Source organism: Collimonas sp. PA-H2 (assembly GCF_002564105.1).
Lineage (GTDB): Bacteria > Pseudomonadota > Gammaproteobacteria > Burkholderiales > Burkholderiaceae_D > Collimonas.
On sequence record NZ_PDBX01000001.1, the window covers coordinates 3044310 to 3061610 of the forward strand.

At 60.3% G+C, this 17301-nt stretch carries 19 protein-coding genes; 9 read left to right on the top strand and 10 right to left on the bottom strand.

The window, feature by feature from the left end:
* The first annotated feature begins 75 nt into the window (after positions 1–75).
* From ctaD to BCF11_RS13930, 4 genes are all read left to right on the top strand, one after another.
* Positions 76–1677, top strand: coding sequence for a cytochrome c oxidase subunit I (ctaD, locus tag BCF11_RS13915; protein WP_098495255.1), 1602 nt, complete (start codon positions 76–78; stop codon positions 1675–1677).
* 159 nt (positions 1678–1836) lie between these two features.
* Positions 1837–2412, top strand: a complete 576-nt coding sequence (locus BCF11_RS13920; protein ID WP_098495256.1) for a cytochrome c oxidase assembly protein — start codon at positions 1837–1839, stop codon at positions 2410–2412.
* 27 nt (positions 2413–2439) lie between these two features.
* Positions 2440–2655: a DUF2970 domain-containing protein gene (locus BCF11_RS13925; RefSeq protein ID WP_098495257.1), complete on the top strand. Its 216-nt coding sequence runs from the start codon at positions 2440–2442 to the stop codon at positions 2653–2655.
* Between the two features lie 130 nt (positions 2656–2785).
* On the top strand, positions 2786–3652 hold the full coding sequence (locus BCF11_RS13930; RefSeq protein ID WP_098495258.1) for a cytochrome c oxidase subunit 3: 867 nt from the start codon (positions 2786–2788) through the stop codon (positions 3650–3652).
* A gap of 101 nt (positions 3653–3753) precedes the next feature.
* Here the strand turns inward: BCF11_RS13930 and BCF11_RS13935 are convergent, their stop codons facing one another.
* Positions 3754–3954 carry a twin transmembrane helix small protein gene (locus tag BCF11_RS13935; RefSeq protein WP_061936749.1) on the bottom strand — a complete coding sequence of 67 codons (201 nt, stop codon included), beginning with the start codon at positions 3952–3954 and terminating at the stop codon, positions 3754–3756.
* 38 nt (positions 3955–3992) lie between these two features.
* Between BCF11_RS13935 and BCF11_RS13940 the strand changes: the two genes are divergently transcribed.
* From BCF11_RS13940 to BCF11_RS13960, 5 genes are read left to right on the top strand one after another with little or no spacing between them, the layout of a single operon-like run.
* On the top strand, positions 3993–4787 hold the full coding sequence (locus tag BCF11_RS13940) for an SURF1 family protein (RefSeq protein ID WP_098495259.1): 795 nt from the start codon (positions 3993–3995) through the stop codon (positions 4785–4787).
* The gene (locus BCF11_RS13945; protein WP_233212481.1) at positions 4741–5382 is read left to right on the top strand and encodes a cytochrome C oxidase subunit I; all 642 of its coding nucleotides are present in this window, start codon (positions 4741–4743) and stop codon (positions 5380–5382) included. Before BCF11_RS13940 ends, BCF11_RS13945 begins: the two co-directional genes overlap by 47 nt.
* A 33-nt stretch (positions 5383–5415) precedes the next feature.
* On the top strand, positions 5416–6543 hold the full coding sequence (locus tag BCF11_RS13950) for a heme A synthase (protein WP_369827761.1): 1128 nt from the start codon (positions 5416–5418) through the stop codon (positions 6541–6543).
* Between the two features lie 18 nt (positions 6544–6561).
* Positions 6562–7446 carry a heme o synthase gene (gene cyoE / locus BCF11_RS13955; RefSeq protein ID WP_098495261.1) on the top strand — a complete coding sequence of 295 codons (885 nt, stop codon included), beginning with the start codon at positions 6562–6564 and terminating at the stop codon, positions 7444–7446.
* Between the two features lie 8 nt (positions 7447–7454).
* Positions 7455–8087, top strand: coding sequence for an SCO family protein (locus BCF11_RS13960; RefSeq protein ID WP_098495262.1), 633 nt, complete (start codon positions 7455–7457; stop codon positions 8085–8087).
* Positions 8088–8321: 234 nt separating this feature from the next.
* On the opposite strand, the gene BCF11_RS13965 is transcribed toward BCF11_RS13960, so the two are convergent.
* The 9 genes from BCF11_RS13965 to rsmB all read right to left on the bottom strand — a co-directional run bounded on the left by BCF11_RS13965 (position 8322) and on the right by rsmB (position 17222).
* Positions 8322–8738, bottom strand: coding sequence for a thiol-disulfide oxidoreductase DCC family protein (locus BCF11_RS13965; RefSeq protein ID WP_098495263.1), 417 nt, complete (start codon positions 8736–8738; stop codon positions 8322–8324).
* A complete protein-coding gene (locus tag BCF11_RS13970) occupies positions 8735–9286 on the bottom strand; it encodes a DUF4166 domain-containing protein (protein WP_098495264.1) in 552 nt (183 codons plus the stop codon). Before BCF11_RS13970 ends, BCF11_RS13965 begins: the two co-directional genes overlap by 4 nt.
* Positions 9283–10431: a saccharopine dehydrogenase family protein gene (locus tag BCF11_RS13975; RefSeq protein ID WP_098495265.1), complete on the bottom strand. Its 1149-nt coding sequence runs from the start codon at positions 10429–10431 to the stop codon at positions 9283–9285. Before BCF11_RS13975 ends, BCF11_RS13970 begins: the two co-directional genes overlap by 4 nt.
* Positions 10432–10549: 118 nt before the next feature.
* Positions 10550–11449: an RNA polymerase sigma factor RpoH gene (gene rpoH / locus BCF11_RS13980; protein WP_098495266.1), complete on the bottom strand. Its 900-nt coding sequence runs from the start codon at positions 11447–11449 to the stop codon at positions 10550–10552.
* A gap of 259 nt (positions 11450–11708) precedes the next feature.
* Entirely contained in the window at positions 11709–12083 is a 375-nt protein-coding gene (locus tag BCF11_RS13985; RefSeq protein WP_098495267.1) for a GTPase, read from the bottom strand.
* Positions 12080–12802, bottom strand: coding sequence for a response regulator (locus BCF11_RS13990; protein WP_098495268.1), 723 nt, complete (start codon positions 12800–12802; stop codon positions 12080–12082). The genes BCF11_RS13985 and BCF11_RS13990 overlap by 4 nt, the downstream gene beginning before the upstream one ends.
* 147 nt (positions 12803–12949) lie before the next feature.
* Entirely contained in the window at positions 12950–15235 is a 2286-nt protein-coding gene (locus tag BCF11_RS13995; protein ID WP_098495269.1) for an ATP-binding protein, read from the bottom strand.
* 2 nt (positions 15236–15237) lie between these two features.
* Positions 15238–15768, bottom strand: coding sequence for a DUF4390 domain-containing protein (locus BCF11_RS14000; RefSeq protein WP_230411534.1), 531 nt, complete (start codon positions 15766–15768; stop codon positions 15238–15240).
* 146 nt (positions 15769–15914) lie between these two features.
* The gene (gene rsmB / locus BCF11_RS14005; protein ID WP_098495271.1) at positions 15915–17222 is read right to left on the bottom strand and encodes a 16S rRNA (cytosine(967)-C(5))-methyltransferase RsmB; all 1308 of its coding nucleotides are present in this window, start codon (positions 17220–17222) and stop codon (positions 15915–15917) included.
* Positions 17223–17301: the final 79 nt, after the last annotated feature.

The following is a 17301-nucleotide window of genomic DNA, read 5'->3' on the forward strand; positions in this document are numbered from 1 at the left end:
GGACAGAGTTTATGAGTCGGCAAGCGAAGCTTGCGACGAATTACTCTGTCCTCCACTGAAATCCAGGAGATTGAGATGAGCACTACCGCAGTCGATCACCCACACGATCATTCTCACGATCATGACCACGCGCACGACCATCCGCATGGCTGGCGCCGCTGGCTGTTCGCCACCAACCACAAGGACATCGGCACCCTGTACCTGTGGTTCTCGTTCACCATGCTGCTGTCGGGCGGCGTGCTGGCGCTGCTGATCCGCGCCGAGCTGTTCCAGCCTGGCCTGCAATTCTTCAAGCCGGAGTTCTTCAACCAGCTGACCACCATGCACGGCCTGATCATGGTGTTCGGCGCCATCATGCCGGCCTTCGTCGGCTTCGCCAACTGGATGATCCCGCTGCAGATCGGCGCTTCCGACATGGCGTTTGCGCGGATGAACAACTTCTCGTTCTGGCTGATGCCGCCTGCAGCGCTGCTGCTGGCGACCTCGTTCCTGGTGCCTGGCGGCGCCACCGCGGCCGGCTGGACCCTGTACGCTCCGCTGTCGACCCAGATGGGCCCCGGCATGGACATGGCAATTTTCGCGATCCACATCATGGGCGCTTCGTCGATCATGGGTTCGATCAACATCATCACTACCATCCTCAACATGCGCGCGCCTGGCATGACGCTGATGAAGATGCCGATGTTCTGCTGGACCTGGCTGATCACCGCCTACCTGCTGATCGCCGTGATGCCTGTGCTGGCCGGCGCCATCACCATGACCCTGACCGACCGTCATTTCGGTACTTCGTTCTTTAATGCAGCCGGCGGCGGCGATCCGGTGATGTACCAGCACATTTTCTGGTTCTTCGGCCACCCCGAGGTGTACATCATGATTCTGCCGGCCTTCGGCATCGTTTCGCAGATCATCCCGGCCTTCGCCCGCAAGCAGCTGTTCGGCTATGCCTCGATGGTGTACGCAACCGCATCGATCGCGATCCTCTCGTTCATCGTCTGGGCGCACCACATGTTCACCACCGGCATGCCGGTCACTGCGCAGCTGTTCTTCATGTATGCGACGATGCTGATCGCGGTGCCTACCGGCGTCAAGATCTTCAACTGGATCGCTACCATGTGGCGCGGTTCGATGACCTTCGAAACGCCGATGCTGTTCGCCATCGGCTTCATCTTCGTGTTCACCATGGGCGGCTTTACCGGCCTGATCTTGGCGGTGACGCCGATCGACATCCAGATGCAGGATACCTACTATGTGGTGGCGCACTTCCACTACGTGCTGGTGGCCGGCTCGCTGTTCGCGCTGTTCGCAGGCTACTACTACTGGGGTCCGAAGTGGACCGGTTTCATGTACAACGAAACCCGCGGCAAGATCCATTTCTGGAATTCGCTGGTCTGGTTCAACGTCACTTTCTTCCCGATGCACTTCCTGGGCCTGGCCGGCATGCCGCGCCGTTATGCTGACTACCCGGCGCAGTTCACCGACTTCAACATGCTGGCCTCGATCGGCGCGCTGGGCTTCGGCCTGAGCCAGGTCTACTTCCTGTTCTTCGTGATCATTCCATCGATCAAGGGCGGCAAGAAGGCTGCCGACAAGCCATGGGAAGGCGCCGAGGGCCTGGAATGGACTGTTCCTAGCCCTGCACCTTTCCACACCTTCGAAACGCCGCCAGTCTTTAAATAATGGAAACGGCGGGGGCGCATGCCACCCGCCGGCTCTGCATGGGTATCCAACATGAATCAGCAGAAAAAACCGAATAACCTGCGCACCGGCTTGCTGGTGGGCTTGCTTGCCCTGAGTTTCTTCGTTGCGATCTTCGTCAAGATGTTGTGGTTCAAGTAGATGAGCGATCCGGAAGACAACGGCGTCAAGGAAGAGTCGCGGAAACTGAACTGGCAGATGCTGGGCAAGCTGCTGGTGATTGCCGTCATGATGTTCGGCTTCGGCTACGGCCTGGTGCCGGTGTACAAAAAAATTTGTGAAATCACCGGCGTCAATTACCTGACGCCCAAGGATGGCACGGTGGCAGCGCCGACCAACACCCAGGTCGACAAGAGCCGCACCATTACTGTTGAATTCGATGCTAATACGCAAGGCCCATGGCGCTTCCGGCCGACCGTCAACAGCGTGCAGGTGCATCCGGGCGAGATGACCACGGTGGTGTACGAAGTGGTGAACAAGCAGCCGCGCAAGATGGACGCCCAGGCGATTCCGAGCTATGCGCCGATGCAGGCGGCGGCTTTCTTCAAGAAAGTCGAATGTTTCTGTTTCACCCAGCAGACCTTGGGTCCGAATGAGGCCAAGGAAATGCCGGTGGTGTTTTACATAGATCCTGCTATACCTAAGGATGTGAAGCTGATTACGCTGTCGTACACGTTTTTTGAAATTGCGGGCCAGCCGGACAAGCCGGCGGGTTAAACCAGTGGGGCCAGGCAAGGGTGTCGAATGTCGGATCTGAAAGAAGCAAGTCGCCGTAAGGCCTCGTTTGGCGCTGCCATGAAAGCGATATTCTGGTCGTTCTTTGGCGTGCGCAAGAGGAAAGACTATGAAAGCGATGCGGCGCAGCTGAATCCGGTGCATGTCGTCATCGCCGCCATCCTCGGGGTGTTGATTTTTATTGGAATACTGATCACGATCGTCAAGTTGGTGGTCGCCAAGTAACAAGTAAGAACAGGTAAGTGCAGCACAAGATCTTTAATCGGTTGAGGACAGTGCAATGCGGGCGCGGGCCGGCCCTTTTTGCACCTTGTCCCGCAAATATTGAAATAACTAATTAAATTTGTATCTGGAGATGGCAATGAGTTCTCGACAAGGCAGTGCACCTTACTATTTCGTCCCTGGTCCGTCCAAATGGCCGGTGCTGGGCGGCACAGCGTTGCTGGCGACCATGGCCGGCGCCGCGGCATGGGTCAACGGCGTTGTCTGGGGGCCAGAGCTGTGCGGCCTCGGCCTGCTGTCGTTCCTGGTCGTGCTCTACAAATGGTTCGGTGATTCCATCCGCGAATCCGAAGGCGGCATGTACAGTGCGCGCATCGATACCTCGTACCGCTGGAGCATGAGCTGGTTCATTTTCTCGGAAGTCATGTTTTTCGCCGCGTTCTTCGGCGCCCTGTTCTATGCCCGCAGCATTTCGATGCCATGGCTGGGCGACCTGGACAACAAGGTGCTGTGGCCTGATTTCGCCGCGCACTGGGGCAATGCCGGCCCGGCCGGCACGATCGAGCCGTTCACCACCATGGGTCCGTTTCCGATCCCGACCATCAACACCTTCCTGCTGCTGACTTCCGGCGTGACGCTGACGATTTCCCACCATGCGCTGCGCGCCGGCCATCGCGCCAAGACCGCGGCCTGGCTGTTCGCTACCATCGTGCTGGGCGCTACCTTCATGGGTTTCCAGGCTGCCGAATATATCGAGGCATATACCGATTTCAACCTGAAGCTGACTTCCGGCGTCTACGGTTCGACCTTCTTCCTGCTGACCGGCTTCCACGGCTTCCACGTCACCATTGGCGCGATCATGCTGTCGGTCGTGCTGTACCGTGTGCTGAAGGGCCATTTCACTCCGGATCACCACTTCGCGTTTGAAGGCGCGGCCTGGTACTGGCACTTTGTCGACGTCGTCTGGCTCGGCTTGTATGTAGTGGTGTACTGGCTGTAAAGCCGGCGCCAGGCCAGCGCGTAGTACAGCGCCGGCCCGCAACGCATAAAAAAAGGCCACACCTCGGTGCGGCCTTTTTTACGACGGGCTTGGCATGTTGCCTAGTGCAGGCCGGTCGGCTGGATATAACCCAGCTTGTACAAGAGCAGTATCATGAGGAACAGGCAGACCGACAGGCCGACGCGCCAGGTCAGGGCTTGTACCGTGCGATTGCTTTTGCCCTTGTCGCGCATCAGGAATATCAATGCGGAGGCGAGGCTGCCGATGATCAGGATGAAGGCAATGGCGACGACGATTTTCATTTTGTGCCAGGGGAAATGTTGACTAAGGCAATATTGTAATGCTATTCGGCTCTAAACCCGACTCCAGGCCCAGGTTCCGTTTCCGCCTGATACCCTTTATCGCGACTGTCATCCTGGTAGTGCTCGGCATCGCCCTGGCGCAATGGCAAACGCGGCGTGGCGACCAGAAGCAGCTGATTGAAAGCAAGCTGTTGCAACGGCAGGCTGATCCGGTACTCCAGTTCGGCGCCAGCCCGGCCGACCTCGATCAGCTCGAATACCGCCGTCTGGCGCTGCGCGGTGAATTTATTAGCGCCTGGCCTGTCTATCTCGACAACCGTCCGCTGAACGGCGTGGCCGGCTTCTATGTGCTGATGCCGTTCAAGCTGGCTGACGCGGGCACGGGGGTGGACACGGGGTTGGATAATTACGTGTTAGTGGCGCGCGGCTGGCTGCCGCGCGACCCGTCCGACCGCAGCAAGCTGCCGTCCTACCCGACGCCGGCCGGTACGATCGAGATAGAAGGGCTGGTCAGGCGCGATTTCGGCCATGTGATGCAACTGGGCGAGGCCGGCTCGCTGCAACCCAAGGCGATTGTGCAGAACCTGGCTATCGGCGAATTCGCCGCGGCCAGCAAATTCAAGCTGCAGCCATTCGTGCTGGAGCAGACCAGCGACGTTGGCGATCATTTGCAGCGGACCTGGCCAAGGCCGTCGCTAGGAATAGAAAAGCACCGCGGCTACGCCTTCCAGTGGTATGCGCTGGCGGTGATGGCATTCATTTTTTTTGTTGTGACAGGATTTAGACGTGGATCAGAAAATACCAACAAGCCAGCCGCTCAGCAGTCCGGCTAATCCGCCGGCGCCGGACAAGCAGCGCCAGAGCGGCCGCTGGAAACTGTTTGCGGTGATAGCGGTATGCGCGGCGCCTATGCTCGCCTCCTATTTCACCTACTACGTGATCAAGCCGCAAAGCCGCACCAATTACGGCACGCTGATCGATCCGAGTGCATATCCGATTCCCGAACTGGGCAGCACCGCGCTCGACGGCACAGCGGAATCGCTGGCATCCTACAAAGGCAAATGGCTGATGGTGCAGGTCGCTGGCAGCGCTTGCCTCAAAGCCTGCCAGGACAAGCTGTTTGAAATGCGCCAGCTGCGCCTGATGCAGGGTAAGGAAATGGAACGCATCGAACGGGTCTGGCTGATTACCGACGCGCAGCCCCTGGAAACCATGGTGATGCGCGAATATGACGGTACCAAATTGCTGCGGGTCAAGCCGGAGCTGTTGAAAGCCTGGCTGCCGGCCGAGGAGGGCACCAGCGCCGCCGACCATATCTACCTGATCGATCCGCTCGGCCACCTGATGATGCGCTTCCCCAAGGATGCCGATCCGAACAAGGTGAAGAAAGATCTGTCCAAGCTGCTGCGCGCTTCGGCGATAGGATGAGTTTGCCATGACGGGTTTTCAATGACAGCACCAATGTTAGTTCAGCTCGGCAGCATGGGAGTGCTGGTCGCCGTGCTGGCGTTCTGCGTTGTCTGGGTTTCCAGCGACGCCAATAAATACCGCAAGCTGGTGTGGGTCACGCTGTTCCTGACCTTCGACCTGATCATGTTCGGCGCCTTTACCCGGCTCACCGATTCCGGCCTCGGCTGCCCTGACTGGCCCGGCTGCTACGGCCATTCCAACCCGCTGCTGGCGCATGCGCATATCAGCGCCGCGCAGGAAGCCATGCCGTTCGGTCCGGTGACGGTGAAGAAAGCCTGGATCGAAATGATCCACCGCTATTTCGCCATGGGCGTCGGCGTGCTGATCATCGCCCTGATGGCGATCAGCTGGCTGCGCTGGCTGAAGTCGCGCCTGCAGCCGGCGCAAAGGCTGGCCAAGTTTTCGCCCTGGTTTCCAACCCTGCTGTTTTTCTGCGTCTGCCTGCAAGGGGCTTTCGGCGCCTGGACCGTGACCCAGAAACTGCAGCCGGTGATTGTCACTACCCATCTCTTGCTCGGCCTGACCTTGCTGGCGATGATGGCCTGGATGGGCGCGCGCCAGAACGACCATGCGCCGGTGGCGGCCAGCGGCGCCGGCCTGGCCCGGCCGGCCGCGATTGCGCTTATCCTGCTGGTGATCCAGATTGCTCTCGGCGGCTGGGTGAGTACTAACTACGCTGCCCTGGCGTGTACCGACTTCCCGCTGTGCCATGGAGCGCTGGTACCGCAGATGGATTTCGAGAACGGGTTTACGCTATGGCGCCATCTTGGCATGACCGCCGACGGCGATTTTCTGAGCTTCCAGGCGCTGACGGCGATCCACTGGACCCATCGCAGCTTTGCCTTCGTGGTGATCGCCAGTATCGTCTGGCTGGCCTGGAAAGCGCTGCGCACCGCCGGCTTGCGAAATACCGGGCGCTGGCTGCTGATTGTTATTGGATTGCAATTGTTGACCGGCTTGTCTACCATTTACTTTAACTGGCCGCTGGCGATAGCCGTCGTGCACAACGGTGGGGCGGCGGCGCTGCTGGTGCTGTTGGTCATGTTAAACTATAAGGCTAGACTCGCCCCCGGCCGGCATGCCGTTTCGGCGGCAGCTAACCATTCAGCAATTGTTTGACAGTCTTAACCAGCATCCATGACCGCATTGACCATACATCCTAATCGAATTGCCCAGTATTGGGCGCTGACCAAGCCGCGGGTGACGCAGCTGGCGGTGTTTTGCGCAGTGATCGGCATGTTCCTGGCGACTCCCGGCTTGCCTGACTGGCAACGCCTGGTGGCGGCCACCATCGGCATCTGGCTGCTGGCCGGCGCTGCCTTTGCCGTCAACTGCCTGGTCGAGCGCGAGATCGATTCACGCATGGCGCGCACCGCGCGGCGCCCGATGGCCCGCGGCGAGATCACAGTCAACCAGACCCTGGTGTTTTCCGGCGTCATCGGCGGCAGCGGCATGTGGGTGCTGTACAACTTCGTCAATCCGCTGACCATGTGGCTGACTTTCGCCACGTTTGTCGGTTACGCCATCATCTACACCATCATCCTGAAACCGGCGACGCCGCAGAATATCGTCATCGGCGGCCTCGCCGGCGCCATGCCGCCGGCCTTGGGCTGGGCCGCGATCGCCAACGACGTGCCGATGCAGGCCTGGATCCTGGTGCTGATCATCTTTGTCTGGACCCCGCCGCATTTCTGGGCGCTGGCGATGTACCGCCGCGACGACTACGCCAAATCCGGCCTGCCGATGCTGCCCATCACGCATGGCATGAAATTCACCCAGCTGCAGATCTGGCTGTATACGATCGCACTGGTCGCCACCACCATGTTGCCGTTCGCGGTCGGCATGAGCGGCTTGATCTATCTGGCCAGCGCAGCGCTGCTCGGGCTGGTTTTCTTGTGGTACGCATGGCAGATCTACCGGCACTACACCGATCTGATCGCACGCAAGACTTTCGCCTATTCGATCATCTACCTGTCGCTATTGTTCGCCGCTCTGCTGGTCGATCACTACCTCAAATTCTGAAGGCAAATATGAAACGTGTTACCTCCGCCGTCTCGCTGCTGGCCGGCTTGCTGATGGTCTTGTCGCTGGCGGCCTGCGGCGATAAATCGGCCGGCAGCAGCCAGGAAATGACCTTGTCGCCGGCCAAGACCGCGTTCAACAATACCGATGTCACTGGTCTCGGTTACGCCCGCGATTTCGCCCTCACCGACCATACCGGCAAGCCGCGCACGCTGGCCGACTACAAGGGCAAGGCCGTGGTGGTGTTCTTCGGCTACACCCAATGTCCCGACGTCTGTCCGACCACCATGGTGGAAATGGCCAATGTGCTGAAGCAAATGGGCCCGCTGGCGAACAAAGTGCAGGTATTGTTTGTCACGGTCGACCCGGAGCGCGATACGCAAGAGTTGCTGTCGAAGTATGTGCCGGCCTTCGATCCGAGCTTTGTCGGCCTCTATGGCGATGCGGCCGCGACCGAAAAGGTGGGCAAGGAATTCCGCGTGTTCTATCAGAAAGTACCTGGCAAGACCCCGGGCAGCTATAGCATGGACCACACCGCCGGCAGCTATGTGTTCGATCCGGAAGGCCACATCCGTCTGTTCATACGCCATGGCCAGGGGCCGGAGCCGATTGCGCATGATTTGAAATTATTGCTGAAATGATCCGCGGCGGCCTGGCCGCTGGCGGGTATTAAAAAGGCAGGACCACTTTGCGGCGGTCCTGCCTTTTTGCATTCCGGCTGCGTTCAAGGGCTAAGGCCCCGTTAGGAAATAAGTTGAACATTTGTGCTGGCTGTAGCTGGCGCGCTGCTGCGTTGCCCGCCGCTTGCAGTGCTCGCACTCTCGGGCGCCGTGCATCGCATCCAGCTACAACCGTCCAAATGCCCAACTTATTTCCTAACGGGCCCTAAGCGTATCTGCCTTGTCTTCGATGAAGCGCAGGCGGTCTGCGGCGGCCGGCAGGAAACAAGCGTCGCTGCGGCCAAACAGGCGATAGCGGTTGCGGGCGAACCAGCGATAGACGGCGTCCCGTATGAATGATGGCAGCGGCCACATGATCCAGGCCAGCTTCCAAGGGAATCCCAACTGATCCAGCACCCTGAAAATCGCCGCCGTATGCTGATAGCTGCGCGCGCCGTCGACCAGCAATAATGTCTCGAGTCTGGTGATGTTCAAGCCGGCTTGGGCCAGCAAGGCGGCGCCGGCTTCGGATTGCATCGAAGCAAAACGAAACACCCGGCGGCGGTCGTGTTTCAGCAGGAATTGCACCCAGGCTGAACACAGCAGGCAGTTGGCGTCGAATACGATAATCATGCCGCGATCCTCGCCTGCGCCAGATCCAGGTAGCCGTGATATTGCGCCAGCACGCCTACCAGCGGCAGTCTCGCGGCGACGTTGAAATGCAGCCTGCCGCCGGCGCCGGTTTCCTCCGCCAGCACGGCGGGAATCAGGAATTTTGGGCAGGCAATGCCGCAGCAGGTGATGCGCTGCAGCGTCATGCTCAAGCGTCCCTCGGCGACGCTGATCGTAAAGTGCAAGTCCACCGGGCCCAGGCGTTCCACCAGCGTGCCGGCACTGACCTGCATGCGCGAGGCCATGGTCCGGCCGGGAAAATGGCGGCGCCAGGTTTCCTGCCGGCTGTCGGCCTCCAGTTCAAACAGGAAGGCGGTTTCGCTGGTCGCTTTGGGCAGCGAGAACAGCAGGCCGAAGCAGCGGCCGAGCAGGGTATGCGGTCCTTTGATGGTACATCTTCCTGGCAGCGCGACCCTGCCGGCCAGGCTATGGAATTGCTGCAGTTCCGGCGCCAGCGCGTTGAAATTGTCCGCCATGACCTGGCGGTAGAGAGAGTCGCTTGAGTTCATGTTGCAGTTGTCTCGGTGGTAATTGCCAGTCCTTGCATTGCTGCGCTGAAGTCCTGGAGTGTGAGCATGCCAATGCAGGGGCAGGCGCCGCGCCGGTCAATGAGCCGGCGCGCCAGCTTGCCCACTAGCGCGGCGCTCGCCAAAGTAGGCACGTAGGGGCCGTCGCCCTCGGCCGCAATCAGTGTCCAGCGCCGATGCTGCTGTGTGCCGTCGGCGCCAACCCCTGTCACCTCGACATGCATGGCGCCGGCATCGGAACCGAAGCGGATGAAAAGGTCGCTAAGCCGTTTCAGCATAGCCGCGTAGCGCGACCAGTTATGCACCAATCCGAGGCGACGCATGCCAGCCATCAGCCAGACCCCGAAATGCAGCACAGGAAGCTCCAGGCCGGCGCCAAAGGAAATGTTGCGGACGCCGGGATAGCGAGCCGGGAAGAGCTGTAGGTCGGGAACGTCGCAGTTAGCCAGCCAGCGGTTGCCGACAGGTTGCTGGTAGCGCTGGCGGCGTAATCCCTGCCAGCCGACTACAGGCTGCCATCGTCCATCGCTCCATTGCAGGAACGATGCGCCGCAATAGCCGAGAATGGCGCGTACTGTCGCCAGGCCGCGCTCGGTGCGGTTGCCGGGACTGATGCCGATGGCGATGTCGTGCAGCTCACGGAAATCCGCTGCCAACTGGTCGACAACCGCGCTCGACAAAGCCGGCACCGAACTGGCGCCGCTGGTCACCAGCACATCCGCCTGCCTGGCTGAGGCGTCCAGCGCCGTGATGCCGGAGACGAAATCGCGGCCGTCGGCCAGGTCCACATAATGCGCTCCGGCAGCGATGCAGGCGCGCGCAACATCGTAGCCCTGGCCTTGAAACGGGCCGCTGGTATGTATTACGGCATTGGCGCCGCTGGCTTCGATGCACGCAGCAAGCTGCGCATCCTGTACGTCGATACGGAGTGCGGAAAAGCGCGCGGGTGGCGTAAGTTGATTGAGCGAGTCCGCCAGGGCCTGGGCGGCGCTAAGGTCGCGCCCGGCGAGCATGACGTGCAGGAGAGGGTCCAGGGCCAGCCGTTCCGCAAGTTTCTTTCCGAAGAAGCCGTAGCCGCCTATCAACAGCACTTTATAAATCGCCGTGTCTGTATTGTTGCTGTTCATTGGGCGTTCTACTGCTTTCGGCCATGTTTACGTATAGGCAATAGTGTAACACCGAGAGGAAAAACAAAGCCCCCTGGACCGTAAGGCTGCAGGGGGCTTCATAGGAAAAAGTCGATGATCAGGCAAATGCCGCCAGCGAGCCCTTCATTTTCTTCAAGGCAACCGCTTCGATTTGCCGTATGCGCTCCGCCGAGACGCCGAATTCGTCGGCCAGCTCATGCAAGGTGGCGCCGGAACCGTCGTCGTTGGCCAGCCAGCGGGCTTCGACGATGCGACGCGAGCGTTCATCCAGCTTGCCCAGGGCAGATTCGAGGCCTTCCGATTGCAGGCGGTCATAGCGCTGCGCTTCCAGCACCTTGGTCGGTTCCTGCGATTCCGACGACAGATAGGCAATCGGTGCAAATTTGTCATCGTCGTCATCGGTTGGCGCATCCAGTGCGATGTCGCGGCCGGTCAGGCGCGTTTCCATCTCGATCACTTCTTCGCGCTTGACGTTGAGGGTCTTGGCCAGGGCGTCGACCTGCGACGGCGTCATCGCGTCCAGGCCCTCCTTGTGGCTGCGCAGATTGAAAAACAGCTTGCGCTGCGCCTTGGTGGTGGCTACTTTCACCAGGCGCCAGTTTTTCAGGATGTATTCATGCATTTCCGCCTTGATCCAGTGCATGGCGTACGACACCAGCCGTACACCCTGGTCCGGGTCGAAGCGCTTGACGGCTTTCATCAGGCCAATGTTGCCTTCCTGGATCAGGTCAGCGTGCGGCAAGCCATAACCGAGGTAGCCGCGGGCGATCGAGACCACCAGGCGCAAATGCGACAGCACCAGCTTTTGAGCGGCGCCAAGGTCGTTTTTGTCGCGCAATTGTTGCGCAAGAGAAATTTCTTCATCGTGTGTCAACATCGGCAGGCGGTTCACGGCCGAGATATAAGCGTCGATATTCCCCAGCGTGCCGGAAAAGCCGAGCGCCAGGGCGTTGCTCTCGGTAGGCATTAATGCGGTGCTGACTGATGGATTCTTCATTCTTTCTCCTTGCTGTCCGGCCAGCTCAGGCTGCCGGTTGATCAACGATCAGACGTATGACGGGAATATATTAGCACTCTCTAATTCAGAGTGCTAATAGGATTTGTTAGTGAATGTACATAGCGTGCTGCTATTGGAATTATTCTTATGATTGTCATACGCAACAACTTAGAGGGGAAAAGCCGAGGAAAGTTGCGTGCCGGCGGCAGGAAAATGCTGCATAGCCGCAGGGCAATTCCCGCTGCCGGACGACAGTGGCTCAGACCGTCAGGTCCTGGGTCAGGGAGAGATAAGCGTCGTACGGCGGCTGGCTGAGGAAAGCGCGGATTTGCTCCAGGTGGGTGTCGTCGGCAATGCTGATGAACAATCGCGCTGGCGCTTTGCGCAGCAGGCGGTTCAAAGTGACCCGCAGCGTCAGGTTGCCAATGCAGCAAAAACAGCCCGGGGCGATGCGTTTGACTTCCAGTTCTGGCGGCAGGTCGGCCGTGGCCAGCTTGCCGTCGGCCAGGCCTTCCAGAATCAGTGCGGTACTCTGATAAACGCCCTGCTGCGCCAATTCTTGCTGCAGTGCAGACCAGATTGCGGCTTCGCGCGCGCTCGCCGCTCTGCCGCTGACTAGCGTCGTGAGTGTCATCCGCCCTTTTTCGACAGCTTTCCCGGATCGACGCCGAGTTGCTTCAGTTTCCGGTACAGATGGGTGCGCTCCAGTCCGGTTTTTTCGGCCACTCTGGTCATGCTGCCGCTTTCGCGGATCAGATGGTATTCGAAATAGGCGCGCTCGAAAGCATCGCGTGCTTCACGCAAAGGCAGGCCGAACGATGTCGAGAACAGGCTTTCCGAGGCTGCCGCCACCGATGGCATGGCTGCGGCGTGTCCGCTGTCGGACGCGATCGGATTGTTAAAGGCGCCCGCAGCGGCGACCACGTCGCCCAATTCGTTGGTGGCGGCGACCGGTTGCGGATAGAGGGTTGGCGCGCGGGCGGTCTTCGGTCCCTGCGACAACCCCTGCTGGACCGCTTTCAACAGTTTTTGCAAGGCAATCGGCTTTTCCAGGAAATTCAGGGCGCCGATGCGCGTCGCTTCTACCGCGGTGTCGATGGTGGCGTGGCCGGACATCATGATGACCGGCATGGTCAGCAAGCCGTCGCGCTGCCATTCCTTGAGCAGCGTCACGCCGTCGGTGTCCGGCATCCAGATGTCGAGCAGCACCAGATCGGGCACGCCGCCCTGACGAAACTCGCGAGCCTGTTGTGCATTTTCCGCGGCGGTTACTACATGCCCCTCGTCACCTAAAATTTCCGAGAGCAATTCCCGAATTCCCATTTCGTCGTCAACGACTAGGATGTTAGCCATGCGGTTGCCTTCCCATTTCCTGTTGCATCAAATCCCACTGTATGGACCGTTCAGATAGCCCAGTTAAATTGTTGATGTCTCGTTGTTTTATTTCCGCGTCCGGATACATGCTATATCACTCAACTGCCAATTTGCAGGTGTTCCATATCAAATTATGGCTGAATCATGACTTGAGGCTAACTTTAACAGCAAAATCAGGATTTTTGCGCCCTTTGTGTCGCTTCGATTCTGCAGATCGATGCGGCCGCCGTGTTCATCGATGATTTTTTTCACCATCGGCAGGCCCAGGCCGGTGCCGCGCGGCTTTGATGTGACGTAGGGTTCAAACGCTCTGGCCAGTATTTTAGGCGAGAATCCGGCGCCGTTATCGGTGATCGAGAGCCGCACCGCGGTGCGTGACAGGCCGTCCGAACTTTGATAGCTGACGCGCTCGGTGACCAGGTCGATGCGCGGCGGCAGCGGGTCGCCGCTGCGGTCCATGACGGCGTCCTGGGCGTTCTGCAGCAGGTTGTGTATCACTTGCCGCAGCTGGGTGGCGTCGCCCATGATCAGCGGCAGGTCCGGCGCCAGCGAGGCGTGGATCATGTCGCGTTCGTCGCCCGCCAGATACAGGTGCAGGATTTCCGCCACCAGCACGTTCAGGTCGAGCTCGTCCAAGACTGCCGGCGGGGTCTTGGCGTAGTCGCGGAAATCGTCCACCATGCGCTTCATTGCCGCCACCTGGTTGACAATCGTATCGGTGCTTTTCTTCAGGATCGCGGCGTCGTGGGTCATCAGCTTGTCTTCCAGCTTCATCTGCAGCCGTTCCGCCGACAGCTGGATCGGCGTCAGCGGATTCTTGATTTCATGCGCCAGGCGGCGCGCTACTTCGCCCCAGGCGATCGAGCGCTGGCCGGAGATGACGTCGGAGATATCGTCGAACACCACCACATAGCCGGTGCGGTTTTCGACCGGTAGGCGCGAGCCGCGCGCCAGCAGGGTGATGTCGTCGCTGTCGTTGTTCTCGCCGCTGTCGACCCGCCGCGGAATCTCGATCTGCTGTTGCCAGTGCAGCAGCTCGGGGCCGATCTTGCCGGTGGCGAATTGCGCGTTCTGTTCGGAAAAAGCATTGGTGATGACTTCCGCAAAGTGCGCCAGGCCGTCGATGATGTTGAGCGGCTGGCCGATGTGCGGGGAAAAATCGTATTGCAGGATGCGCGCCACCGACTGGTTGCTGGTGACCAGGCGGAAATCGCCGTCCAGCACCATCACGCCGGCCGACATGTTGGCCAGCACCGATTCCAGGTAGGCCTTGGCGTTTTCCAGCTCGCTGCGGTTTTTCTCGACCGCGGCGCGGGCATCGAACAGCTGGCGCGTCATCAGGTTGAACGATTGGGTCAGGGTGCCCAGCTCGTCCGAGGTGGCGACGATCGGCCGCGGCGACAGATTGCCCTCGGCCACCGCCTTGGTGCCTTCCGCCAGCAGCAGCAAGGGCTTGGCCAGGTCGGTGGCGATCAGGAAGGCGCTGGCGATGGCGCCGAACACCGCCAGCAGCAGGGTCAGGGTCAGGGTCACCAGATAGATCTTGCGCAGGCCGGAACGGCCAAGCGAACGCTCCTGGTATTCGCTGTAGGCCGAGCCGAGCGCCTCGGCGTTGGTCGCCAGATAGGCCGGCACCGGCTGGATCATCTGCAGGAAATGGGTGTCGTCCTGCAAGGATGAGCTGCGCAGCGGCGGCGGGATTGCCACTACCACGTGCTGGCGCAGGTCGTTGTCGCCGCCATCCGCGGCGGCGCCGTCGGGATTGTCCTGAGCGCTCTCGGTAGCGGCATAGCCGTGCGGCAGGCGGGCCTGCTGCAGCATGGAGGGCGTCGGTTGAGTCGGCCTCAGGGTTCCCAGATGGCCGCCGACCGAAGCAATCACCTGGCCATTGGCGGTGACGATCGAGGCTTCCAGGTTTTTCTCGTTGAGGCGGCCCAGCTGGGTAGCTTGCGCCGAATTCGACAGCTCCGACCAGTCCGCCGCCAGGATGCGGGCCCTGGAACTGAGATCGCTGAGCGACGACTCCAGCGCGGCATGGCTAAGGTTCAGGCCCGACTGCAATGCCGACTCCACGTGCACGTCAAACCAGGATTCGATCGAGCGCGAGACAAACTGCACCGACACCAGATAGATCACCACGCCTGGCAAGATACCGATCAGGGCGAACATGAAGACCAGCTTGGCGGTCAGGCGGGAGCCGAACTTGCCGCGCTTGTAGCGGCTGTAGAGGCGGCCCAGCAGCAGGCAAACCAGCACGAACAGCGCCACTGCCATCAGGGCGTTCAAGCCCAGCAGCCAGGAGTAGTGCTTGTCGAAGAAATCGGAATTGGAAGAAGCGGAGGACAGCAGGAACAGCAGGATGCTGACGATGGCGCCGCCAACCACCAGCAAATAACGTAGCGCGCGCGACACGGCTATTCTGCCTTGTAGTTGAAACTCTTCCAGTCGGAAGAAAAACGCCAGTCGCTATTGTTCAGCGCATTGACCTGGAACGGCTTGGACAAGAGTCCCAGGTCCAGCCCCATGCGCACCGCGACCCGGTACACCTCGCCGCTCTTGAGCGCGGTTTTGTCGGCGATCAGCCAGCGGCTGGGGCGGCGGATCAGGGACAGGGCGTCATCGAGGGTATTGAAGCTTTGCTGCAGGCTGCCGTTGGTGGCGACGTTATAGCGGCGCGTGATGACGTTGTACTGCAGGCGGATGGTCTGGGTGGCCGTGATCGCCTTTTCGTCGAACCAGTACCAGCGCGGCCGGGTCAGTTCGACATCGGTCGTGAAATACAGGGCGACGCCGCGATTGATCACATCTTCCAGGCCGCGGTTGAGGTCGAAGGAAAAAGTCGCCGACAGCCGGTAGCCGTTGTCGTCCGCTTCGATATGGGCCTGGCTCAATTCAACGCCTTCAGATGCAAAGCTGGAGGCGTGGCTAAAAGACAGAGCTAGCATCAGGGCCAGCAGCCAGTATTTTATGAATTGAGGCAATGGTCGTGTCACTGGTATCTGTTACGGAGCAAATCCGCTAAAAAATAGTGCATTAACAAGGGGCCGCTGAGCCGCGCTGGTTGCGGCTGTCAGGCAGCATTTCTATTTCATCATTTTTGGAACAAGGCATAAAACAACCCGTCATGGTCCTGTTCATGGTCGGCGCGCGGCAACAGCTGGCCTGGCGCCGGCAGCCTGCGGGCATTGTTACGCTGGGCGAACGCCGCGGCCTGGGCCTCGGATTCCTGCGGCCAGACGGAACATGTTACCAGCAGCAATTTACCATCCGGCCGTAGCATCTGCCACAGATTGTCCAGAATCTTTGCCGAAAGTGTTGCCAGCTGCTCGGTATCGGTCTTGCGCCGCAGCCAGCGGATATCCGGATGGCGCCGCACGATGCCAGAAGCGGTGCAGGGCACGTCGGCCAGGATGCGGTCGAACAGCTTGCCGTCCCACCAGTCCTTGCCGTCGCTGCCGAGGCTGGCGTCGCCCAGTTGCAGCGTGGCTTGCAATTGCAAGCGCTGCAGGTTTTGGGTGATGCGTTGCAAGCGCTTGGGGTTGTTGTCCAGCGCAGTCAGGTCGACCTCGGCGGTTTCCAGGATGTGACAGGTTTTTCCGCCGGGAGCGGCGCAAGCGTCCAGCACCCGCATGCCGTCTTGCACATCCAGCAACGGCGCCGCCAGTTGCGCCGCCGCGTCCTGCACTGAGGCCAGGCCGTCTTCAAAGCCGGGAATCTGCGTCACCGGCATGGCGACGTCCAGGCGGATGGCGTCGGCGCCGATCTGGCGCGCGCCGATATCGTGGCTGGCCAGGGTTTCCAGATAGGCCGCTACCGTGGTCTTGCGGCGGTTGACGCGCAAGGTCAGCGGCGGCGCCGTGTTGCCGGCTGTCAGGATGGCTTGCCATTGATCGGGATAGGCGGCTTTCATGCGGTCTATCCACCATACCGGGTAATTCCACAAGCCGAACGGGGTCTTGACGGCGATCGCCACCAAGGCTTCGCGCTCGCGCAGGAAGCGGCGCAGCACGGCATTCGCCATGCCCTTGGCATGCGCCATCTGCGGGTCGGAGGCAACTGCGGTGACGGCCTGGTTAACCACGGTGAAATTTTCGTAGGCAGGATCGTCGACATCGGCCAGCAGGCACAGGGCGGCGCACAGCAGGCAGTGCAGCAGGGTCGGTTCCGGCGGCCGGCTGGCCAGGTTGCCCAGCAAGGTTTCCGCGCGGCCGATGCCGCGCATGGTGCGGTAGGCGATGTCCTGGATGGCGCCGCGGGTCGGCGCCGGCGCCGCCGATTGCGCAAATACCTGGGTCAGCGCCTGCGGCAGTGCAGCACCGTCACGCACCAGTGCAATGGCCTGGGCCGCGCCCAGCAGGCTAAACGCGAGAGAATCTTTTTTGAGAGTTGAATAGGTCACAAGTGGGTAATGAAGTAATTAAGGGCTAGGCTGGGCTACGGTTATGGTTTTCAAAAGATCGGTCTGGCAAGATCAAAGG